This is a genomic window from Streptomyces sp. NPDC048290 (genome assembly GCF_040652095.1).
Classification (GTDB): domain Bacteria; phylum Actinomycetota; class Actinomycetes; order Streptomycetales; family Streptomycetaceae; genus Streptomyces.
In genome coordinates this window covers 237,236-258,582 of the sequence record NZ_JBEZLM010000005.1, presented here as the reverse complement: position 1 = coordinate 258,582, position 21,347 = coordinate 237,236, and the positions used below count along the sequence as shown (strand labels likewise).

At 72.4% G+C, this 21,347-nt stretch carries 18 protein-coding genes; 12 read left to right on the top strand and 6 right to left on the bottom strand.

The window, feature by feature from the left end; all coding sequences use genetic code 11:
• The first annotated feature begins 18 nt into the window (after positions 1-18).
• The 8 genes from AB0D49_RS10625 to tatC all read left to right on the top strand — a co-directional run bounded on the left by AB0D49_RS10625 (position 19) and on the right by tatC (position 6,309).
• A complete protein-coding gene (locus AB0D49_RS10625) occupies positions 19-1,023 on the top strand; it encodes an FKBP-type peptidyl-prolyl cis-trans isomerase (RefSeq protein WP_362754086.1) in 1,005 nt (334 codons plus the stop codon).
• Between the two features lie 94 nt (positions 1,024-1,117).
• A complete protein-coding gene (locus AB0D49_RS10620) occupies positions 1,118-1,489 on the top strand; it encodes an FKBP-type peptidyl-prolyl cis-trans isomerase (RefSeq protein ID WP_362754083.1) in 372 nt (123 codons plus the stop codon).
• Between the two features lie 407 nt (positions 1,490-1,896).
• Entirely contained in the window at positions 1,897-2,850 is a 954-nt protein-coding gene (locus AB0D49_RS10615) for a WYL domain-containing protein (RefSeq protein WP_362754081.1), read from the top strand.
• Positions 2,851-2,885: 35 nt separating this feature from the next.
• Positions 2,886-3,911, top strand: a complete 1,026-nt coding sequence (locus tag AB0D49_RS10610; RefSeq protein WP_362754078.1) for a WYL domain-containing protein — start codon at positions 2,886-2,888, stop codon at positions 3,909-3,911.
• A gap of 289 nt (positions 3,912-4,200) precedes the next feature.
• A complete protein-coding gene (locus AB0D49_RS10605; protein ID WP_362754075.1) occupies positions 4,201-4,494 on the top strand; it encodes a hypothetical protein in 294 nt (97 codons plus the stop codon).
• 38 nt (positions 4,495-4,532) lie between these two features.
• Positions 4,533-4,727 (top strand): hypothetical protein, encoded by a 195-nt coding sequence (locus AB0D49_RS10600; protein WP_362754072.1) that lies wholly within the window; start codon positions 4,533-4,535, stop codon positions 4,725-4,727.
• Positions 4,728-5,026: 299 nt separating this feature from the next.
• Complete coding sequence (tatA, locus tag AB0D49_RS10595) at positions 5,027-5,314, top strand: Sec-independent protein translocase subunit TatA (RefSeq protein ID WP_362754068.1); 288 nt, start codon at positions 5,027-5,029, stop codon at positions 5,312-5,314.
• A gap of 47 nt (positions 5,315-5,361) precedes the next feature.
• Positions 5,362-6,309 carry a twin-arginine translocase subunit TatC gene (tatC, locus tag AB0D49_RS10590; RefSeq protein ID WP_362754065.1) on the top strand — a complete coding sequence of 316 codons (948 nt, stop codon included), beginning with the start codon at positions 5,362-5,364 and terminating at the stop codon, positions 6,307-6,309.
• 79 nt (positions 6,310-6,388) lie between these two features.
• On the opposite strand, the gene AB0D49_RS10585 is transcribed toward tatC, so the two are convergent.
• Positions 6,389-6,886, bottom strand: coding sequence for a hypothetical protein (locus AB0D49_RS10585; protein WP_362754062.1), 498 nt, complete (start codon positions 6,884-6,886; stop codon positions 6,389-6,391).
• Between the two features lie 223 nt (positions 6,887-7,109).
• Here AB0D49_RS10585 and AB0D49_RS10580 point away from each other — a divergent pair, with 223 nt between their 5' ends.
• The gene (locus tag AB0D49_RS10580; protein WP_362754059.1) at positions 7,110-9,959 is read left to right on the top strand and encodes a DEAD/DEAH box helicase; all 2,850 of its coding nucleotides are present in this window, start codon (positions 7,110-7,112) and stop codon (positions 9,957-9,959) included.
• A 195-nt stretch (positions 9,960-10,154) separates the two neighbouring features.
• On the opposite strand, the gene atzF is transcribed toward AB0D49_RS10580, so the two are convergent.
• The 5 genes from atzF to AB0D49_RS10555 all read right to left on the bottom strand — a co-directional run bounded on the left by atzF (position 10,155) and on the right by AB0D49_RS10555 (position 17,639).
• Entirely contained in the window at positions 10,155-11,804 is a 1,650-nt protein-coding gene (atzF, locus tag AB0D49_RS10575) for an allophanate hydrolase (RefSeq protein WP_362754056.1), read from the bottom strand.
• Positions 11,805-12,181: 377 nt separating this feature from the next.
• The gene (locus AB0D49_RS10570; RefSeq protein WP_362754053.1) at positions 12,182-15,718 is read right to left on the bottom strand and encodes a 5-oxoprolinase/urea amidolyase family protein; all 3,537 of its coding nucleotides are present in this window, start codon (positions 15,716-15,718) and stop codon (positions 12,182-12,184) included.
• Entirely contained in the window at positions 15,715-16,440 is a 726-nt protein-coding gene (locus AB0D49_RS10565; RefSeq protein ID WP_362754049.1) for an urea amidolyase associated protein UAAP2, read from the bottom strand. The genes AB0D49_RS10570 and AB0D49_RS10565 overlap by 4 nt, the downstream gene beginning before the upstream one ends.
• A complete protein-coding gene (locus AB0D49_RS10560; protein WP_362754045.1) occupies positions 16,437-17,261 on the bottom strand; it encodes an urea amidolyase associated protein UAAP1 in 825 nt (274 codons plus the stop codon). The genes AB0D49_RS10565 and AB0D49_RS10560 overlap by 4 nt, the downstream gene beginning before the upstream one ends.
• Before the next feature lie 111 nt (positions 17,262-17,372).
• Positions 17,373-17,639, bottom strand: a complete 267-nt coding sequence (locus AB0D49_RS10555; protein ID WP_362754042.1) for a hypothetical protein — start codon at positions 17,637-17,639, stop codon at positions 17,373-17,375.
• Between AB0D49_RS10555 and AB0D49_RS10550 the strand changes: the two genes are divergently transcribed.
• The 3 genes from AB0D49_RS10550 (at position 17,638) to AB0D49_RS10540 (ending at position 21,149) form a co-directional block, all read left to right on the top strand.
• On the top strand, positions 17,638-18,267 hold the full coding sequence (locus AB0D49_RS10550; RefSeq protein ID WP_362754039.1) for a TetR/AcrR family transcriptional regulator: 630 nt from the start codon (positions 17,638-17,640) through the stop codon (positions 18,265-18,267). The two genes, AB0D49_RS10555 and AB0D49_RS10550, sit on opposite strands and share 2 nt — an antisense overlap.
• 822 nt (positions 18,268-19,089) lie before the next feature.
• Positions 19,090-20,745: an ATP-binding protein gene (locus AB0D49_RS10545; RefSeq protein WP_362754036.1), complete on the top strand. Its 1,656-nt coding sequence runs from the start codon at positions 19,090-19,092 to the stop codon at positions 20,743-20,745.
• A complete protein-coding gene (locus AB0D49_RS10540; protein WP_362754033.1) occupies positions 20,742-21,149 on the top strand; it encodes a roadblock/LC7 domain-containing protein in 408 nt (135 codons plus the stop codon). The genes AB0D49_RS10545 and AB0D49_RS10540 overlap by 4 nt, the downstream gene beginning before the upstream one ends.
• The last annotated feature ends 198 nt before the right edge of the window (positions 21,150-21,347 follow it).

Genomic DNA, 21,347 nt, shown 5'->3' with positions numbered 1-21,347 from the left:
GATTACGAGGCCCCCACCGTGCGCCGACGTTCCGTTCTCATCGCCGTTCCCGCCGGCCTGGTCACCCTCGCCGCCTGCGGGGACGACGGGTCCGACTCCAGCAGCGCCAGTGGTTCGGCGTCGCCGTCCGCGTCGGGTTCGTCCTCCGCCGCGCCGCCGCCGAAGATCGTCGAGGGTCCGCTCCCGGCGATCACGGCGGGCACGAAGTTCGACGAGAAGCCGACCGTCGCCAAGGGCACGGGTGAGCCGTCGGACCAGCTCGCGGTGAAGACGGTGATCGCGGGCGGTGGTGCGACGGTCGCGGAGAACGACTACATCCAGGCGAACTACCTGGGCCAGATCTGGGACACCGCGAAGGTGTTCGACAACTCCTACGACCGGGGCACGCCGCTGCTGATCCAGCTCGCCGCGGGTTCCATCATCGACGGCTGGCGCTATGGCCTCGCGGGCAAGAAGGCGGGCAGCCGGGTGGAGATGGCGGTGCCGCCGACCTGGGGTTATGGCACCGGGGGCAATGAGCAGGCGGGGATCAAGGGCACGGACACGCTGGTGTTCGTGGTCGACATCCAGCAGACGTTCAACGCGAAGAGCTCCGCCAAGGGCACCGATGTGGCCCAGGACAACGTGGACCTGCCCAAGGTGGGCACCAACACCGACGGCAAGGCCCCCACGATCACGGTCCCCAAGACGGACCCGCCGAAGGAGCTGGTGGCGAACTACGTCATCGAGGGCGACGGCCCCGAGGTGGCCGCGGAGAGCACGGTCCTGGTGCAGTACAAGGGGGTGCTGTGGGACACCGGCAAGGAGTTCGACTCCAGCTACAGCCGCAGCGCGCTGACGTCGTTCTCGCTCCAGCAGGTCGTGCCGGGCTGGGCGCAGGGCCTGACCGGCAAGAAGGTCGGCAGCCGGGTCCTGATCGTCATCCCGCCCGCGCTGGGGTACGGGGACCAGCCCCCGCAGGGCAGTGACATCAAGAAGGACTCGACGCTGGTCTTCTCGGTGGACATCCTGGCGAAGATGTGATGTCGGCCCGGCGGCACCCGTGCCCGCGCCCCGGCGCCGCCGAGGTGAAAGACTGGGCGCGTTGCACTATCCGTAGAACACGCAGGAGCGAGACGTGAGCATCGACAAGCCCGAGGTCGACTTCCCGGGCGGCGAGCCCCCGGCGGACCTGGAGATCAAGGACATCTGGGAGGGCGAGGGCCCGGAGGCGAAGGCGGGCGACACCGTCTCCGTGCACTACGTGGGCGTGGCCTTCTCCAGTGGCGAGGAGTTCGACGCGTCCTGGAACCGTGGCACCCCGCTGAGTTTCCAGCTCGGTGTCGGCCAGGTCATCTCCGGCTGGGACCAGGGCGTGCAGGGCATGAAGGTCGGTGGGCGCCGCCAGCTGGTCATCCCGCCGCACCTGGCGTACGGCGACCGGGGCGCCGGCGGCCGGATCAAGCCGGGCGAGACCCTGATCTTCGTCTGCGACCTGGTCTCGGTCTGACCGGAGAGCAACGTCCGACCGGACCGGAGCCGGATGTCCGGCGGGGCCGGAACCGGATCGGTGACCGGGATCCGAGCTCGGGCGTCCGACCGGACCGGCCCCGGATGTCCGACCGGATCGGAGCCGGATGTCTGACGGGGCCGGAACCGGATCGGTGACCGGGACCGGATCGGTGACCGGGGTCCGAGTCGGGCGTCCGGCCGGACCGGAGCCCGGCGGCTGTCGGGCCGGTCCCGGGCCGGTGTCCGGGCCGGAGTCGGAAATGGTCCGGAGCGGGTCCGGATCGGACCGGGGATCGATCAGTCGGGGTCCATGCCCGTCCGGGCATGGGCCCTCGGCTTTTGTGACCGTACGGTGGACCGGTACGGTCATCGGTCTAAGCACCATACGGAAGGCGAAGGGCGTCGATGGCCATTGCCAAGGCCGAGCGGCTGATGAATCTGGCGCTGTGTCTGCTCGGGACGCGGCGTCCGCTCAGCAAGCGCGAACTTCGGGAGTCCATCGAGGCGTATCTCGAAGCGGGCAGCGACGACTCGTTCAACCGGATGTTCGAGCGTGACAAGGACGATCTGCGCGAACTGGGCCTGGTCATCGAGACCGTGGAGAACCTGGACGGCGAGGTCGGCTATCTCGCCCGCCGGGACAGCAACCGGCTGCCGCCCATCACCCTGGACGCCGAGGAGGCCGCGGCGCTCGGCCTGGCCGCCAAGGTGTGGCAGCAGGCCCGGCTGGCCGGAGCCGCCAGCGGCGCCCTCCAGAAGCTGCGCGCCGCGGGCCTGCCCGAGGACGTCGACCCGTACGAGGCGCACAGCGCGCTCGAACCGCGTATCCCGGTGCACGAGGCGGCGTTCGAGCCGCTGATGCTGGCCTGCCGCGACCGCCGCCCGGTCGCCTTCGAGTACCGCAAGGCCACCGCCGCCCACCCCGGGACCCGTACGGTCGAGCCCTGGGCGCTGGAGTGCTGGCGGGGCCACTGGTACCTGGCGGGCTTCGACCGGGACCGGGGCGCCGAGCGGGTGTTCCGGCTGTCGAGGATCACCGGGAAGGTGCGCTCGCGGGCCGGGCGGTTCACCGCGCCGGTCCCCGATGTCGTCACCGTCCGCGAGACGGTCGCCGGGTGGGCCGGGGAGACCGCGGACCGCAGCGCCCGTATCCGGCTGCGCACCGGCTCCGGCTACCCCTTGCGGGCGAAGGCCACCGCGGTACGGGAACTCGGCGACGGGTGGGACGAGTTGGATGTTCCGTACGGGCATGGACTCGACGCGTGGCTGGTGGAGTTCGGGCCCGATGTGGTGGTCCTGGAGCCGTCGGAGCTGCGGGCCGACGTGGTCGACCGGCTGCGTGCCGTGGCCAAGGGCTGAGGGGGAGCGGACGACGAAGTGAGGAAGTGGGGACAGTGGCCGGCAAGCCGATCAGGCCCGTGAACGCGATCGACCAGACCCGGCGGATGCTGTCCCTGGTGACATATCTGCGGGAGCGGCCCGGCGCGCGGATCGAGGACGTGGCGCGCGCCTTCGGGATCACCGAGGACGAGCTGGTCTCCGACCTGGATGTGCTGCCCATGTGCGGGACGAGCTTCCGTGGCGGTGATCTCCTCGACATCGACACCGACGGCGAGCGCATCTGGTGGCACAACCCGGCGGCGCTCGGCGCGGAGGCCGCGGAGCCGCTGCGGTTGGCCGCCGACGAGGCGACGGCGCTGCTGGTCGCCGCGCGGGCCGTCGCGACCCTGCCGGGGCTGCGTGAGGGCGACCGGCAGGCGCTGCTGCGGGCCACCGCCAAGGTGGAGGCGGCGGCCGGGGAGGCGGCCGGGGCGAGCGCCCGGCTGTCGGTGACGTTCGAGTCCGAGGGCGGGGTGTTCGCCGATGTGGACCGGGCGATCTCGGAGCGGCGCCGGTTGTGGATCCGCTACTACTCGCCCGCGCGGGACGAGCTGACCGAGCGGGAGATCGACCCCATCCGCCTGGTCAGCGTCGGGCACACCTATGTGGAGGCGTGGTGCCGCCGCTCCGAGGCCCGGCGTACGTTCCGGCTCGACCGGGTCGCCGAGATCCGGGTCCTCGACGAGCCGTCCGCGCCGCCCGAGGTCGAGCTGCGGGACCTGTCGGAGGGGCTGGTGCAGCCCGCCGCGGAGGACCCCGAGGTGGTGGTGGAGGTCGGCCCCGGCGGACGCTGGGTCGCCGAGTACTACCCCCATGACAGCGCCGATGAACTCGCCGATGGCGGTCTGCGGATCACCCTGCGCACCCCCGACCCGGCCTCGCTGAGACGGCTGGCGCTGCGGCTGGGCGCCGACGGCCGCATCGTGGCCCCCCGCGAGCTGGCCGACAGCGCCCGCACGGCCGCCGGGGACGCCCTGGCGGCGTACGACGACGTCGAGGCGGCCGGGACGGACCGCGGGGCGGACACCGGGAACGGCTGAGACGTCCCGGCGCGCCCGGACCGGGCGGCGCTGCGACCGGGGCGAGGCTGCGCCCGCGACGGCGACAGCGGCAGAGGACGGCGACGGCCGTGGGACACGCGGGAGCGATGCCGTACGGGCCGGGCCGGGACATGTGGTCCGCGCACGGGACCAGCGGAGCGGGACGTGCCCCGGGATGTGCGCGCGGGGGATGGACGAGCGGGACGTACGCGGTGGCGTGCGAGAGGGACCCCGGTGTCCGCCGGGGCGGTCGGCAGGCGAACTGAGCGAGGGAAGAGGAGCAGACACGGTGAGCGAATCGGTGTCGTCCGGTGCGCGGGGCATGACGGTCGCCGCCGCGTTCGCCGGGATGCGGAATGTGGCCCCCGTGGTGTTCCGGGCGGGCTGCCCGGACTGCCGGGGCAGCTTCGAGCTGGCCGCGAGCGCGCTGCGGCTGGCCATCGGCGGCAGCAGCCGCACCACGTTCTACTCCTTCACCTGCCCGGACTGCGACACCCTGGTCCGTAAACCGGCCGGTGAGCGGATCGTGGAGCTGCTCACCGGGGGCGGTGTGAGCACGCTGAGACTCCAGCCGGTCCGCTGAGCGTCCCCGCCGGTGACGGGACGGTCTAGGCTCGGGCCATGTTCTGGCCGATGTTCGCGGTAGTGGTGGGGTTCCTGGGGATCGTGGTGCTCGGTGTGCTCGCCGTGCGGGTGTTCCTGGCGGCGCAGGGCCTCGGCCGGCAGGTGACGGAGTCCGCGGCGCGGATCAGCCGGGCCGCCGAGGAACTGGAGCGGGCCTCGGTGAGCACGGCGCGGTCTGTCGATTCGCTGTGAATCCCGGCCCCGGCGGGGGCCCGGTACCGGTGTCGTGCCTGGGCTGCGGCGTTGTGAGTGCCGTGCGCCACGCGATTTGGGTCGCTTCGCCCTGTCAACAGGCCGTATCCGGAAGGTACGCTGCTGATCGCGGCCCGGAGATGAGGCGCGGACCGCGGAGCGGGAGTAAGGAGTACGCACAGGGATTGCTTCGCGTTCACCCCTGAGCGTTACGATCGCTGGCGTACGGCTGATCGGACTGGTGTCCGACCGGCTGGTCAGCACCCCACCCAGCCGCCTCGGTGAGAAGGTAAAGACTTATGTTCGGAAGGCTCGGACCGACCGAGATCATTCTCATCCTCGTCGTCATCATCCTGCTGTTCGGCGCGAAGAAGCTTCCGGACATGGCCCGTTCGCTCGGTAAGTCCGCGCGCATCCTCAAGAGCGAGGCCAAGGCCATGAAGGACGAGGGGAACAAGGACCCCGCCCCCGCCGACCCGCCGAAGACGGACGAGCAGGCCCCGGCCCAGCGCATCATCCAGGCTTCCCCCGGCGATGTGACCAGTTCCCGCCCGGTCACCGAGCCGACGGACTCCGCCAAGCGCTGACCGAGGGCCGGTGACCTCCGGCCCGCCGAACGAGATGGGAACGTGGGTTGCTGAAGTCCGCCCGCAAGACGGAGAAGGACCCCGACGGGCGGATGCCCCTCGCGGAACATCTTCGTGAGCTACGCAACCGGCTCGCGAAGGCGTTGCTGGGCATCGTTGTCGTCACGGTCGTCGCCGCGTTCTTCTACTACGAGATCATCAACATCATCACCCGGCCGATCCTGGACTCTGTCGGGTGTGACCAGTCCTTCGAGGAACTGGCGCGGTCCACCTCCGGGGACCCGTGCGCGCAGATCACCGTCAGTGGTCTGCTGATGCCGTTCACGCTGGCGCTGAAGGTGTCGCTGACCGCCGGTATCGTCCTGGCCTCGCCGGTCTGGCTGTACCAGTTGTGGGCGTTCGTCGCGCCGGGTCTGCACCGGCACGAGCGGAAGTACGCGTACTGGTTCGTCGGCATGGGGGCCCCGCTGTTCATCGGTGGCGCCTACTTCGCCTACCAGGTGCTTCCCACGACGGCCGAGGTGCTGATCGGGTTCACGCCGAGCGGCACGCTCAACCTGCTGCCGCTGGACGACCTGCTGGACATAGTGACCCGGATGGTCGTCGTCTTCGGCGTCTCCTTCGAGCTGCCGCTGCTGCTGATCATGCTCAATCTCACCGGGGTCCTCACCGGCAAGCGGATGCTGGGCTGGTGGCGGGCCATGATCCTGGGCATCACCCTCTTCGCGGCTCTGGCCACGCCCAGCACCGACCCGCTGACGATGCTGATGCTGGCCGCGCCGATCTGGGTGTTCTACTTCGGGGCGGTGCTGTTCTCGCTGGTGAACGACAGCCGCCGCCGTCGTCGGGAGGCAGCCGGACCCGACGACGACGAGGCGTCCGAGCTGGATCTCTCCCCCGAGCGCATCGACGAGGTCGAGACGGTGTCGGCGAGCCGGATGCTGCCGGAGCAGTCCAGCGGACGGCAGGTCAACGGCTATGACGACGTGACCTGACCGCCGTATCCGACCTGATCGGTAGACGCCCTGGGGTGCTGCTCGCGTGCGGCACCCCAGGGCGTTGTGACGTACTGGATCAGATGGACGGTGAGCCGCCCAGCTGCCAGGTCTTGTCGCCCTCCCCGTCGAGGTCGATGTTGTAGGTGACCGTGCCGTCGGCGGTCCAGCCGCCCGTCGTGGCGCTGCGGTACTCGGGGGTGCTGTTGCTCCCCGAGCCCGAACCGGCCGAGTTCATCACGTTTGAGTAGTTGGTCGTGTTCGTGCGGTAGACGGTGTCGTTCCGTTCCACGCGTACCTGCACGTAGAACTTCTCCATGCCTCCCGAGTTGCCCTGACCGCCGTCGGCCCAGGACACGTACGCGGTGGCCTTGTAGTCGTTGCTCGCGTCGCGGTAGACGCACAGGGTGATGTAGGCGTCCAGATTGACGCCGAGCGTGTCGAACTCCTTGTGCTGTCGTGCACTGCATTCGCTGGCGGCGGCAGCCGATGCGGTGCCGGGCATCGCGACGAGACCCGCGACGGCGAGCGCGGCGGCACCGGTTGTGGTCAGCAGACGAGGCAGGCGGAGCGTCAAGGTTCTTCCTCTCGAAGGCAGGTGTGCATCCGATGATTCGAACGTGCGTTCAAGCACTCTGACTCTTTCCGGCATGGCGGGGTCGCGTCAACGGAGATGTCAGTAAATGGCTGACTTTTGTTCACCGTGGCTTCATTTGATCTTTGGTTCGATGCGGGGCGTTCTGATGCGGCGGACGGGGCGTCGTCCGAGCCCGAACGGGGCATGCCGGGCGATCGGGATAATGATCGTCCTGTTGTCAGTGCGGCCCGGTACGCTCGAAAGCACGATGACAGAGGACCTCTCACCTGCCGAGCGCTATGCGGCAGCCCGCAGGCGCGCTGTGGAGCAGGCCACCGCGCTCGCGTCCTTCCGCGAGATGTACGACTTCGGGCTCGACCCCTTCCAGATCGAAGCCTGTGAGGCGCTGGAGTCCGGCAAGGGCGTGCTCGTCGCCGCCCCCACCGGCTCCGGCAAGACGATCGTGGGCGAGTTCGCCGTCCACCTCGCCCTCACCCAGGGCCGCAAGTGCTTCTACACCACGCCCATCAAGGCGCTGTCCAACCAGAAGTACAACGACCTGTCCCGTCGCTACGGCAGCGACAAGGTCGGCCTGCTCACCGGTGACAACAGCGTCAACTCCGACGCCCCGGTGGTCGTGATGACCACCGAGGTGCTGCGGAACATGCTGTACGCGGGCTCACAGACCCTCCTCGGCCTCGGCCATGTGGTCATGGACGAGGTGCACTATCTGTCCGACCGCTTCCGGGGGGCGGTGTGGGAAGAGGTGATCATCCATCTTCCTGAGTCCGTGACGCTGGTGTCACTCTCGGCGACCGTCTCCAACGCGGAGGAGTTCGGCGACTGGCTCGACACCGTGCGCGGCGACACCGAGGTGATCGTCTCCGAGCACCGGCCGGTCCCGCTGTTCCAGCACGTGCTCGCCGGACGGCGGATGTACGACCTGTTCGAGGAGGGTGAGGGCCACCGCAAGGCCGTCAACCCCGATCTGACCCGGATGGCCCGGATGGAGGCCAGCCGCCCCTCCTACCAGGACCGCAGACGCGGACGCGCCATGCGCGAGGCCGACCGGGAGCGGGAGCGCAGACAGCGCTCCCGGATCTGGACGCCCGGCCGCCCCGAGGTCATCGAGCGGCTCGACGCCGAGGGCCTGCTGCCCGCCATCACCTTCATCTTCAGCCGCGCCGCCTGCGAGGCCGCCGTCCAGCAGTGTCTGCACGCCGGGCTGCGGCTCAACGACGACGAGGCCCGCGCCGAGGTCCGTGCCCTGGTCGAGGAGCGCACCGCCGCCATCCCCACCGAGGATCTCCATGTCCTCGGCTACTACGAGTGGCTGGAGGGCCTGGAGCGCGGGATCGCCGCCCACCACGCGGGCATGTTGCCCACGTTCAAGGAGGTCGTGGAGGAACTGTTCGTCCGCGGACTGGTCAAGGCCGTCTTCGCGACCGAGACCCTCGCCCTGGGCATCAACATGCCCGCCCGCTCCGTCGTCCTGGAGAAACTCGTCAAGTGGAACGGCGAGCAGCACGCCGACATCACCCCCGGCGAGTACACCCAGCTCACCGGGCGGGCCGGGCGGCGCGGCATCGACGTCGAGGGCCACGCCGTGGTGCTGTGGCAGCGCGGGATGAACCCCGACCACCTCGCCGGACTCGCCGGGACCCGTACCTATCCGCTGCGCTCCAGCTTCAAGCCGTCGTACAACATGGCGGTCAATCTGGTCGAGCAGTTCGGGCGGCACCGCTCGCGGGAGCTGCTGGAGACGTCGTTCGCGCAGTTCCAGGCCGACCGGTCGGTCGTCGGGATCTCCCGGCAGGTGCAGCGCAACGAGGAAGGGCTCGACGGCTACAAGGAGTCGATGACCTGCCACCTCGGCGACTTCGAGGAGTACGCCGGGCTGCGCCGGGAACTGAAGGACCGCGAGACCGAGCTGGCCCGGCAGGGCGTCGCCCAGCGGCGCGCCGAGGCCGCCGTCGCCCTGGAGCGGCTCAAGCCCGGTGACGTCATCCATGTCCCGACGGGGAAGTACGCCGGTCTCGCCCTGGTCCTCGACCCCGGGCTGCCCGCCGGACGGTCCAACGGCCACCGCGGCTTCGAGCAACACGACGGGCCCCGCCCCCTGGTGCTCACCGCGGAGCGCCAGGTCAAGCGGCTCGCCGCGATGGACTTCCCGGTGCCGGTGGAGCCGCTGGAGCGGATGCGTATCCCCAAGTCCTTCAACCCGCGCTCCCCGCAGTCCCGCCGCGATCTCGCCTCCGCGCTGCGCACCAAGGCCGGGCACATCCCCGCCGAGCGGCACCGCAAGCAGCGCTCCCAGGCCGCCGACGACCGGGAGATCGCCCGGCTGCGGGCCGCCCTGCGCGCCCACCCCTGCCATGGCTGTGCCGACCGGGAGGACCACGCCCGCTGGGCCGAGCGTTACCACCGGCTGCTGCGGGACACCGCGCAGCTCGAGCGGCGTATCGAGGGCCGTACCAACACCATCGCCCGCACCTTCGACCGGATCGTGGCGCTGCTGACCGACCTGGACTATCTGCGCGAGGACGAGGTCACCGAGCACGGCAAGCGGCTCGCCCGGTTGTACGGGGAGCTGGATCTGCTGGCCAGCGAATGTCTGCGGGCCGGGGTGTGGGAGGGGCTCGGTCCCGCCGAGCTGGCCGCGTGCGTGTCCGCGCTGGTGTACGAGGCGCGGGTCTCGGACGACGCGATGGCGCCGAAGGTGCCGTCCGGGAAGGCCAAGGCCGCGCTGGGGGAGATGGTGCGGATCTGGGGGCGGCTGGATGCGCTGGAGGAGGAGTTCCGGATCACCCAGACCGAGGGGGTCGGCCAGCGTGAGCCGGATCTCGGGTTCGCCTGGGCCGCGTACGAGTGGGCTTCCGGGAAGGGGCTCGATGAGGTGCTGCGGGAGGCGGACATGCCTGCGGGGGATTTTGTGCGGTGGTGCAAGCAGGTGATCGATGTGTTGGGGCAGGTGCAGGCGGCTGCGCCGGGCGGGTCGACGGTGGGGAAGGCTGCGCGTAAGGCGGTTGACGGGTTGTTGCGGGGGGTTGTGGCTTACTCGTCTGTGGGGTGACGGGGGCTCCGCCGGCTGACCGGAGGGGTTGGTTTTCGGGTGCGGGTGGGTGGGGGTGTTTGCGCAGTTCCTCCCCCAGAAGGGGGTACCCCAGCGCCCCTAAGAGGTTGACTCTCGCGTGCGGGTGAGTGGGGGCTGGTCGCGCAGTTCCTCCCCCAGAGGGGGTACCCCCAGCGCCCCCAAAAGGGCGCCTCCTTATCCGGCGTTCAAGTATGCGCGCCAGCCTCCGTATGGCGTGATGTCCCTCGTGTTGGGCAGGGCGTCTGGTTCGCAGAGGAAGCCTGGGGTTGTGGTGCCGTCTGACAGGTGGATTCTGCCTAGGGTCATCGGGCGGGGGAGGGTTGTCAGGAGGTGGGCCAGGGACTCTGGGGGGAGGGTCCAGATCTCGCATTCGATCGGGGCGCCCCCTGTCTCGCCCACGTGGACCAGGCCCGGTTTCGGTGGGGTCGTGGGCAGGGCGTGCAGGCGGTAGAGCGGGGCCGTGGTCGTCGTGCGGGTCAGATGGGCGCCCAGGGCGCGGAGTTGGGGGTTGAGGGGCTGGCCCGTCAGGTGGGCGCCCACCACCGCCACGTATGCCGGGGGCCGTAGGAGGCGGGCGACGCGGGTGAGGAGGTCTTCGGTGAACGCCGGGCCGATCAGCATCACGCCGAACGGGAGTCCGCGCACCTCGTCCGCCGGGACGGCGACCGCCGCCAGGTCGAAGAGGTTGGTGGAGTTGGTGAAGCGGCCCAGGCGGGCGTTGGCGCCCAGCGGATCGGCGGCGACCTCCGCCAGGGTGGGGTGGCCCGGGGTGGTGGGCAGCAGCAGGGCGTCCGCGTCGGCCAGTTCCTCAAGTGCCCGTGCCCGCAGGGCCGCCAGGCGGGCCTGGTCGGTGTAGAGGCGGTGGGCCGGGATGTCGCGGGCGCCGCTGATGATCGCGGCCACGGTCGGGTCGAGATCCCGCGCCCCGGCGGTCAGCGAGCGGTCCACGAAGGCGCCCACCGCCGAGTACCGCTCGGCCACGAACGCGCCCTCGTACAGCATCGCCGCCGCCTCGGTGAACGGAGTGAGGTCGAGGGTGCGCAGTTCCGCGCCGGCTGCCGACACGCGGGCCACCGCCGCCTCGTACGCCTGTGCCCAGCCCTCGTCCAGGGGGCCGAGCTGGCCGGGGCGGGGGATCGCGATCCGCCAGGGGCCCGGGGTGCGCTGGGGGAGCGGGGGGAGGGGCCTGGTCACGGGGGTGGTGAGGTGGGCGAGGGCGGTCTCCGCCTCCGGGAGGGTGCGGGCGAACACCGTCACACAGTCCAGGCTCGCGCACGCCGGGACCACACCGTCCGTCGGGATCAGGCCCCGGGTCGGTTTGACGCCGACGACGCCGTTGAACGCGGCCGGGACCCGGCCCGAGCCCGCCGTGTCCGTGCCGAGGGCGAGATCGGCGATGCCCAGCGCCACCGCGACGGCCGAACCGGAGCTGGAGCCGCCGGACACCCGCGTCGGATCGACGGCGTTCCGGACCGGGCCGTAGGGCGAGCGCGTGCCCACCAGGCCCGTGGCGAACTGGTCCAGATTGGTGGTGCCCAGCACCAGCGCGCCCACCGCCCGCAGCCGGGCCACCGCCGGGGCGTCCCCGTCCGGACGGTAGGCGTACGAGGGGCAGCCCGCCGTCGTGGGCAGGCCCGCCACGTCGATGTTGCCCTTGACGGCCAGCAGCCGTCCCGCCAGCGGGAGGCGTTCCCCGGCGGCGAGCCGGGCGTCCAGTGCCACCGCCTCGGCCTCCGCGTCGGCGCGCGGGCGCAGATCGATCCAGATCTCGGGGCGGTCCACGGCCGCGATCCGGTCGTAGGCGGCGCGCACGCGGTCGAGCACGGGGGGTGGGGGAGCGGGGGTTGGGGCGGGGGTTGTCGGGGCGGTCGCTGTGGGGGCAGCGGTCGTCGGGCGGGCGGTCGTCGGAGCAGCGGGTGTGGGGTCGGTGGCTGTGGGGGGAGTGGGTGTCGGGGCAGCGGCCGTGGCGGGATCGGGTGTGGGGTCGGTGGCTGTTGGGGGAGTGGGCGTCGGGAGAGTGGCTGTCGGCTCGGCGGCCGTCGCGGGACCGGCTGTCGGGTCGGTGGCCGGAGGCGGAGGAGTGGCCTCAGGGGTGGTGGCCGGAGGCGGAGTGGCCTCAGGGGCGGCGGCCCGCAAGGCGGCGGTGTGCGTTGCCGGACCGGTCGGTGAGGCGGCGGTCGTGGGGGAAGAGGGCGTCGTCGTCATGGGGTCTCCCGGGTCGGGGTGTCGGAGGGCGGGGACAGGACGAGGAGGGCTGTGCCCGCCTCCACCTGGTCGCCGGGGCGGGCCAGTACCTCGCTCACCACGCCGTCCGCCGGTGCGGTCACCCGGGATTCCATCTTCATCGCCTCCAGCGTCAGCAGCGGCTGGCCCGCCGTCACCCGGTCGCCGGGGCGGACCGTCACCTGCCAGACCGACGCCGTGAACTCCGCCTCGACCAGCCGTCCGCCCGGTGGTACGGCGATCTCGCCCACCGGGACGGCCGGTGCCGCCGCCGCCTCGGCCCGCGTGAACTCGCCCGCCGCCTCCCAGGCGTCCCGCTCCGCCGCGAACGCGGCCCGCTGCCGGGCCCGGAACGCGGCGATGGCGTCGGCGTCACGGTCCAGGAACTCCTGGTGGGCGGCGAGCGAGAAGGTGCCCTCCTCGATCCTCGGGGCGAACCGGCCGGAGATCAGGTCCGCGCGCAGCTCCAGCAGTTCGTCCGGCTCCACCGGGTACCACTTGATCCGGTCGAAGAAACGCAGCAGCCAGGGCTTGCCCGGCTCGAACGCGCCGCGCTGCGCCCAGCCCGACCACACCTGGGTGGTGCGGCCGACGAACTGGTAGCCGCCGGGCCCCTCCATGCCGTACACGCACAGATAGGCGCCGCCGATGCCGACGGAGTTCTCGGCGGTCCAGGTGCGGGCCGGGTTGTACTTGGTGGTGACCAGCCGGTGGCGGGGGTCGAGGGGAGTGGCGACCGGGGCGCCCAGGTACACATCGCCGAGGCCCAGGACCAGGTACTCGGCGTCGAACACCGTCCGGTACACGTCGTCCACCGAGTCCAGGCCGTTGACGCGGCGGATGAACTCGATGTTCCACGGGCACCAGGGGGCGTCGTCGCGGACCCCCGCCATGTAGCGGGCGATGGCCTCGCGGGTCGCCGGGTCGTCCCAGGACAGGGGGAGGTGGACCGTGCGGGACGGCACCACCAGGTGGTCGGTGGGGGGCAGGGCCGCCACCAGCCGCCGTACCCGGGCCAGCAGGTCAGGCTGGGAGATGCCGGCCGGGTCGTGGCGGATCTGGAGGGAGCGGATGCCCGGGGTGAGGTCCTGGATCGCCGCCAGGTCGGCGGCTGCCGCCTCCACCGCCTGCATCAGCGCGTGCACCCGCATCCGCAGCGCCAGGTCGAGCCGCATCGGGCCGAACTCGACCAGCAGGTTGTCGTCGCCGCCGCGCCGGTAGGTCACATCGCCGTCCCGGGCGAGGACACCGCCGTCGACGATCGCCGGGCGGGGTGTGCCGTCCACCGTGACCGGGACGAAGCGGACCGTGTCGCCGGGGCGGAGCTGGCCCAGTTTCCAGCGTTCGCCGCTCAGGACGGTCGCCGGGCAGACGAACCCGCCGAGGGAGGGCCCGTCGGGGCCCAGCAGCACCGGCATGTCCCCGGTGTAGTCGACGGCGCCCACGGAGTACGGGGTGTCGTGGATGTTGGACGGGTGCAGGCCCGCCTCGCCGCCGTCGGGGCGGGCCCAGCGCGGGCGGGGGCCGACCAGCCGTACGCCGGTGCGGGCCGAGTTGAAGTGGACCTTCCACTCGGCGGCGTAGAAGGCGTGGATGTCGTCCTCGGTGAAGAACTCCGGTGCCGCGTGCGGGCCCTCGACGGCGCCGATCCGCCACGCGGTGGTGAGGGGCACGGTGTCGGTGACCGGGGTCCCTTCGGTGACCGTGCCGCCGTGCAGGACGTCCCCGGTGCGCAGGGCGCGTCCGCCGTGGCCGCCGAACCGGCCCAGCGTGAAGGTGCTGGCGCTGCCCAGGAACGGGGGGACGTCCAGGCCGCCGCCCGCGAACAGGACATACGTGCGCAGTCCGGGTCCGGTGGCCGCGCCGACCTCCAGGACGGCCCCGGCGGGGACGGTGACCGGTTCCCCGAGGGCGGCCGGGACGCCGCCGACGGTTACCGGGGCGGGGGCGCCCGTGACACAGACGGTGGTGGCGTGGGTGAAGCGCAGCGCCGGGCCCTTCAGGGTGCACTCCAGGCCGGGGGCGCCCTCCGGGTTGCCGAGGGCCTCGTTGCCGAGGCGGAAGGAGCGGTCGTCCATCGGGCCGCTCGGCGGGACCCCGATCTGCCACAGCCCGGTTCGGCCGGGCCAGTCCTGCACGGTGGTGAGGGTGCCCGCCGACACCACCTCGATCCGGGGCGTCGGGTCGTGGACGGCGGCCAGGGTGGCGGTGCCGTGGGCGGCCCGGCGGAACTCCGGGTCGGCGAGGGCCGCGCGGACCAGACCGAGGTTGGTCTCGATGCCGTCCACCCGGGTCGCGGCCAGCGCCGCGTCCAGCCGGGCGAGCGCGGTCTCCCGGTCCGGCCCGTGCGCGATCACCTTCGCGAGCAGCGGATCGTACGACGTCGTCACCTCCGTCCCGGCCTCCACCCAGCCGTCCACCCGGACGCCCGGCGGGTACGCCACCCGGGTCAGCAGGCCACCGCCCGGACGGTGGTCGCGGGACGGGTCCTCGGCGTACAGCCGGGCCTCGACGGCGTGTCCGCGCGGCGGCCCCGGCTCCCGGACGACCTCGCGCTCCCCGCGCGCGAGGCGCAGCATCCAGGCGACGAGATCGACGCCGTACGTCTCCTCGGTGACCGGGTGCTCCACCTGGAGGCGGGTGTTGACCTCCAGGAAGTACGCCTCCTCGCGGGCGGCGTCGTAGACGAACTCGACGGTTCCGGCGGAGCGGTAGCCGACCGAGGCGCACAGGTCGCGGGCGGCGGTGGCGAGGCGGGCACGGACGTGGCTGGGCAGGCCGGGGGCGGGGGCCTCCTCCAGGACCTTCTGGTGGCGGCGCTGGAGGGAGCAGTCGCGGTCGCCGAAGGTGACGACCCGGCCCGCGCCGTCGCCGAAGACCTGCACCTCGACATGGCGGGCGGGCTCCACCAGCCGCTCCAGGAACACCCCGGGCGTGGCGAAGGAGGCGGCGGCGACCCGCTGCACCCGCTCCCACGCCCCGGCCAGTTCGGCGGCGTCCCGGCAGGCGGACATGCCGATGCCGCCGCCTCCGCCGGTCGCCTTCAGCATCACCGGGTAGCCGAGCGCGGACGCCCGGTCGAGGGCCTCGTCCAGGGCGGACAGCAGACCGGTGCCGGGGGCCAGCGGCACACCGGCCGCCTCGGCCGCCGCCCGCGCGGTGTGCTTGGTGCCGAACAGCTCCAGTTGCTCGGGGGTCGGGCCGACGAACTCGATCCCGGCGTCCGCGCAGCGCCGGGCGAAGGCCGCGTCCTCGGACAGGAAGCCGTACCCGGGGTGGATCGCGCCCGCCCCGGTGTCCTTGGCCGCGCCCAGCACCAGATCCGCGTCGAGGTAGGAGGCGCGGGCGGGCGCCGGACCGAGCCGCACCGCCTCGTCCGCGAGCCGCACATGCGGGGCCGCGCGGTCGGCGTCGGAGTACACGGCGACCGTGCGCAGCCCCAGTTCCCGGGCGGTGCGGATGATCCGTACGGCGATCTCGCCCCGGTTGGCGATCAGCAGGGTGTCGAAGCTCATCCGGGGGCCCCGATCGTCAGTTCGACGGCGGTCGGCTCGAAGCCGTTGCACGGGTTGTTGATCTGGGGGCAGTTGGAGACCAGGACCAGGACGTCGGTGTCGGCGCGCAGGGTGAGGGAGCGGCCGGGGGCGGAGCGGCCGTCGACGATACCGAGGGTGCCGTCCGGCTCGACGGGGACGTTCATGAACCAGTTGACGTTGGAGACCAGGTCCCGTTTGCCGAGGCCGTGGCGGGCGCCCTCGGCCAGGAAGTTGTCGACGCAGGCGTGCTGGGACCAGGTGTGGTGGCCGTAGCGCAGGGTGTTGGACTCCTTGGAGCAGGCGCCGCCGACGGTGTCGTGGCGGCCGACCTCGTCGGCGGTGACCGTCATCAGCGGGGTGTGCTCGGTGGAGAGCAGCACACTGCCGGTGGTGAGGAAGAGGCTGCCCTGGGCGTGCAGGGTGTCGGGGGCGCTGTAGCGCGTGGCGGTGTCGTGGGCGTCGTAGACAAGGAAGTCGACGGCCTGGTTGCCGTGCAGGTCGGTGAGGGTGAGGGTGTGGAGGGCGGGGATCACGGCGGACCAGGCGGCGCGGGGCGGGACCAGGGTGGGGCGGGTGGCGCCGGGTGGGGCCACGGTGGGGCGGGTGGCTGGGGACGGGGTCACGGTGGCGCGGGGGGAGTGCGGCGGGGTCTCGGTGGGGCGGGGAGCGGCGGCCTGGGTCGGAGGTGGTGTGCCGGTCATGCGAGCCCCCTCGCGGTGAGGAATTCGGTGGTGTTGAGGAAGGCGCGGCGGCCTTCGGGGGTGGCGTCCCACAGGGGGTCGCCGGGGCGGGTCGGTGCCGCCCGCCAGGCCAGCACCTCCAGCGGGGTGCTGTGGTAGGCGGGGCGGGGGTCGGCCGGGTGGGGCACGTTCGCCAGCAGGACGGTGATGTCCTGCTCGGCGCGCAGGGTGACGCTCGCGCCGGGGCCCGCCGAGCCGGTGAAGTCCAGGGAGCCGTCGGCGGCGACGCGGACGCCCTGGAAGAAGGAGAGCGAGGGCGGCAGATCGCGGGGTTCCAGGCCGTTCTTGGCGGCGGCCAGCTTGAACAGCTCGCGTCCGGCGGGGGAGGCGGACTGCGGGCTGCCGTCGCCGTAGCGGGCGGTGTTGCGGGCCAGCGCGGAGGTGCCGCACAGGGCGTCGTGGCGGCCGGAGGTGTCGGCGACCAGGCAGGCCAGGACACGGCCCTGGTCGGAGAGCAGCAGGACGCCTTCGCCGAGGTAGGCGTTCCACTGGACCTTGACCGTATCGGCCACGTTCAGCCGCTCCCAGGGCCGGTCGGCGGCGTACAGCAGCAGATGGGCGCAGGCGTCGCCGTGCGGGTCGGTGAGGCGCAGCTCGGTGCCGCGGGCCAGGACCCGGTGGGTGTAGCCGCCGCCCGCGACCGTCTCCGCCCACACCAGATGGCCCGCCTCGCAGGGCGGGTCGGGCCAGTCGGCGGCGGGGACGACGGGCATGGCCTCGGCGCGGGTGCCGTCCTGGGCCCGCGCGTGGGCCCGTGCGCCGTACGGGGTGGCTGTCGCCATGGGGAACCTCCGGCGGGGGTGCCTGGTCGGGGACGAGGGGGGAGTTTCTGTCGCGCGACAGAAATTAGGCGGGGGCCGGGTCCTGGGCGTTGCCCGGACGTTCCCGCGCGGTTACCGATCCCTCACGGGGGGCGGGGCGCGGTGCTGGGCGCGGGTGTGGGCGGCTTCGGCGGCCTGTCCGTCGGCGTCGGTGGGCTGGCCTGGCTGGGCGGTGGCGGTGGCGGTGGCGGTGGCGGTGGTGGCGGTGGTGGTGGCGGTGGTGGCGGTGGTGGTGGGCTGGCCTGGCTGGGTGGTGGTGGTGGCGGTGGGCTGGCCTGGCTGGGCGGTGGCGCGGGGCCGTGATCGCCGGGCGGTGCGCTGTGCGACGATCGGGCCCATGGGGACCACGGGCGGCGCACGGCGGGTCGGACGGCCGAGGGCCGCCGCGCGCCCGGACAGCGGGCTGACGCCCCGGGCTGAACTGCTGCGGGCCGCCGCCGAGTTGTTCACCACGCTCGGGTACGGGGCCACCTCCACCCGGGCGGTCGCCGAGCGCGCCGGGATGCGGCAGGCGTCCATGTACCACTACGTCTCCGGCAAGGAGGAACTCCTCGCCGCGCTGCTGGAGTCCACGGTCACGCCGTCCCTCGCGTACGCCCGCGAACTGCTCGCCGACGACTCGGCGGACGCCGGGCGGCGGCTGTGGGAGCTGTGCCGGGCGGACGTGGAGCTGCTCTGCGGCGGGCCGCACAATCTCGGCGCGCTGTATCTGCTGCCCGAGGTGCGCAGCGAGCGGTTCGCCGGGTTCCACGCGGTGCGGGCGGAGCTGCGGGACGCCTACCGGCAGTTGCTGGCGGCCACGGAGGCGGGCGGCGCGCTCGGCAAGGGGGAGCTGGAGCTGCGGACCGATCTGGTCTTCGGGCTGATCGAGGGCGTGATCCTGGTCCGCCGCGCGGGCCCGGACCGGCCGGTGGGAGCGCTCGCACGGGCCACGGCGGACGCGGCGCTGCGGATCGCGGGGGGTTGAAGCGGGGGACGCGGCGCTGCGGATCGCGGGGGGCTGAACCGGGGGCGCGGCGCTGCGGCCCGGGGGACTGAAGCGCGGGCGGAGTGTCGCGGATCACGGGGGCTGAACCGGGGGCTGCGGCTCGCGGAGGGCCGACGCGCGGGCGGGGTGCCGTGGGTCGCGGGGGCTGACGCGCGGGCGGAGTGTCACGGACCACGGGAGCTGAACCGGGGGCTGCGGCTCGCGGAGGGCCGACGCGCGGGCAGGCCGCCCCGGGTCGCGGGGGCTGACGCGCCGCCCGGGTGTCGCGGACCGTGGGAGTTGACGCGGGGACGGGGTGCCGTGGACCCCCGGAGTTGACGCGAGGGCGCGGCACACGCGCCGGTACGGCGGCCGACCCCGGCGTCAAGCGCGGCTGCTCCGGCATCGAGCGCGGCCGACCCGGCGTCGAGCGCGGCCGACCCGGCGTCGAACGCCGCTGCCCTGGCGTCGAACACCGCTGCTCCGAGCCCCCCGGAAGCCCCCGTTCACCCCTCCCGGTGAGGGAATCTCGTACGCTCGTACATCGTCACACACCGTGTGCGAAATGCCGCGCAGCGTGTAAATGGGGCTGAGGGTACTCCTGTCGCGGGGGGCATTTCAGGTGCTTGCCGAATATGACACGGCGATGATCCGCCCGGACTAAGCTCGCCCGCAGCGCACCGGGTTGAGACGTAATCGTGCGTTTGTTCCCTATGGTGCCGAAGATCTCGAACGCCCGGAACATCCGCATGGACGCGTTCCCCCAGCACACGTGCCCCGAGCACGCCCGAGTTCCCCGTCGATCCGCTTCCGAGGGCCCACATGGTGAGTGTTCCAACCCCACCCCGACGCCGCGAAGTCCCTTACGCGCGCCTGCTGTTGCTGCCCGCCATACTGATGGCCGCGGCGACCGGAGCCGCCGTCGCCCTGGTGGCACCGTCCGCGCGGGTCGCGGTCGGCGCCTGCGGTGCCGTGGCCACGCTTCTGGTGACCCTGACCGCCGCCGAGGTGGCGCGCCGGGGACGCGCCGTGCGGGAGCTGAAGGCCGGGCACGCCCGGCAGCTCGCGGAGCTGGAGCGCCGGATCGAGGAGAACGACCGGCGGATGCTGTATCTCGCCACCGACATCGTCCCCGGCTCCATCGACCACCTGCGCAAGGGCAACTCCATCAACGAGGTGCTCAACCAGCTCGACGAGATCGAGGCCGGCTGGTCCACCATCCCGGAGGTCCAGAAGGAACTGATCCGGCTGATGCTGCGGATCGTCGACCAGGAGGAGAACCTGCGCGACTCCGCCCAGCGCTCCTTCGTCAATGTCGCCCGCCGCGTCCAGGCCATCGTCCACCAGCAGGCCAATGAACTGCGGGAGATGGAGGAGGACCACGGCACCAACCCCGAGGTCTTCGACGACCTGCTGCGCATCGACCACGGCACCGCGCTGATCGGCCGGCTCGCCGACTCCATCTCCGTGCTCGGCGGCGGACGCCCCAGCCGCAACTGGCCCCAGGCCGTCTCCATGTACTCCACGCTGCGCGGCGCGATGTCCCGCATCCTGGAGTACCGCCGGATCTCGCTGGACAACATCGCGCGGATCAGCGCCAAGGGCGTCTACGTCGAGCCGATCATCCACGCCTGCGCCGAACTCTTCGACAACGCCACCCGCTACTCGCCCCCGCACACCAAGGTGCATGTCACCGCGGTCGAGGTGCAGAGCGGACTGGCCATCGAGATCGAGGACGGCGGCATGGGCCTGGGCGAGGAGTCCCGGGCCAGCGCCGAGGAGATGCTCGCCAACGCCATGATGGGCGTCGACATGCAGGAACTCGGCGACAGCCCGCGCCTCGGCCTCGCCGTCGTGGGCCGGCTGTGCACCCAGTTCAATATGCAGATCTCCCTGCGCACCTCCGCGTACGGCGGGGTCCGCGCGGTCCTCGTCGTCCCGATGAACATGCTCACCCATGAGCGCGGTGTCGGTCTCGCGCACGGCATCGGCGCCACCGGCGTCCCCGTCACCATGGAGGCCCTGGAAGGCCCCAAGCGACCGCCCAAGACCCGGCGCCCCACCAGCCCGAAGATCCCGCTCGGCGTCTCCATGGAGGACGACGTCCCGGTCGTCACCGAGTGGACCGCGGGCGGTCTGCCGCAGCGCCGCAGCCGCGCCACCATCCCGATCACCCAGCGGATCACGGAGCAGTACGCCGCCCAGTACGCCGCCGAGCGCGCCGAGAAGGAGGAGCGCGAGGCCCGTGAGGCGGCCCGCGCCGCCGGTGCGCAGCCGCCGGAGCCCGAGCCGGAGCCGGAGCAGAAGGAGTTCGTCGCCCCCGGCGCCTGGGTCGAGTCCTTCTGGGAGGGCCTGAAGAAGGACCTGCCACCCGGCACCCACCCGACCGACTTCACCCGGAACCCGACCAAGTACCTCCATCTGATCGACGACGACCCGGCCCGCTACAAGGCCGATGACGAAGGGGACGTCACATGACGTACCGCGCCAACTTCGACTGGCTGCTGAAGGATCTGTACGACGGTGTGCCGGGCATCGAGATGATCGTCGTGCTGTCCGCCGACGGTCTGCGGCTCGCCCGCTACTCCGGCGACCCCGACGCCGCCGACCGGGTCGCCGCCGCCTGCGCCGGGATGCAGAGCCTCGCCAACGCCGTCGCCCAGGAACTGCCCGGCAGCGACGGCGAGATGAACCTGATCGTCATCGAGATCGACCGCGGCTACTTCTATCTCATGGCGGCCGGTGCCAACGCCTATCTCGCGGTCCTCTCCGACATCACCTGCGAGCCCGGCATGATGAGCAACCGGATGCGCGATCTGGTCGTCCGGATCGGCGCCCACCTCACCAGTCCCGCCCGGCACAGCAACGGGCAGACCGTATGACGGCTCCGAAACGCCGCAGGCGCCACCCCCTGGAGCCGTCCCAGCCGTCCCAGCCGCCCCCCGGCCGTCCGGGCGCGGGCCCCGGAGGACCGGCGGACCACGGCCGGGCCGCGCGGGACCCCCACCCGCACGACCGGGACCAGGACCGGGACCGGGACCCGAGCGCGCACGCCCCCGACGGGACACCGGGCGACGACG

Excerpts from the sequence above, each read along its gene's own strand:
- tatA (WP_362754068.1), top strand. The coding sequence starts at position 5,027 with ATGTTCGGAAGGCTCGGACCGACCGAGATCATTCTCATCCTCGTCGTC.
- AB0D49_RS10545 (WP_362754036.1), top strand. The coding sequence starts at position 19,090 with ATGGTGAGTGTTCCAACCCCACCCCGACGCCGCGAAGTCCCTTACGCG.
- AB0D49_RS10555 (WP_362754042.1), bottom strand. The coding sequence starts at position 17,639 with ATGGGCCCGATCGTCGCACAGCGCACCGCCCGGCGATCACGGCCCCGC.
- AB0D49_RS10550 (WP_362754039.1), top strand. The coding sequence starts at position 17,638 with ATGGGGACCACGGGCGGCGCACGGCGGGTCGGACGGCCGAGGGCCGCC.
- AB0D49_RS10615 (WP_362754081.1), top strand. The coding sequence starts at position 1,897 with ATGGCCATTGCCAAGGCCGAGCGGCTGATGAATCTGGCGCTGTGTCTG.
- AB0D49_RS10565 (WP_362754049.1), bottom strand. The coding sequence starts at position 16,440 with ATGACCGGCACACCACCTCCGACCCAGGCCGCCGCTCCCCGCCCCACC.
- AB0D49_RS10570 (WP_362754053.1), bottom strand. The coding sequence starts at position 15,718 with ATGAGCTTCGACACCCTGCTGATCGCCAACCGGGGCGAGATCGCCGTA.
- AB0D49_RS10560 (WP_362754045.1), bottom strand. The coding sequence starts at position 17,261 with ATGGCGACAGCCACCCCGTACGGCGCACGGGCCCACGCGCGGGCCCAG.
- AB0D49_RS10600 (WP_362754072.1), top strand. The coding sequence starts at position 4,533 with ATGTTCTGGCCGATGTTCGCGGTAGTGGTGGGGTTCCTGGGGATCGTG.
- AB0D49_RS10580 (WP_362754059.1), top strand. The coding sequence starts at position 7,110 with ATGATCGTCCTGTTGTCAGTGCGGCCCGGTACGCTCGAAAGCACGATG.
- AB0D49_RS10540 (WP_362754033.1), top strand. The coding sequence starts at position 20,742 with ATGACGTACCGCGCCAACTTCGACTGGCTGCTGAAGGATCTGTACGAC.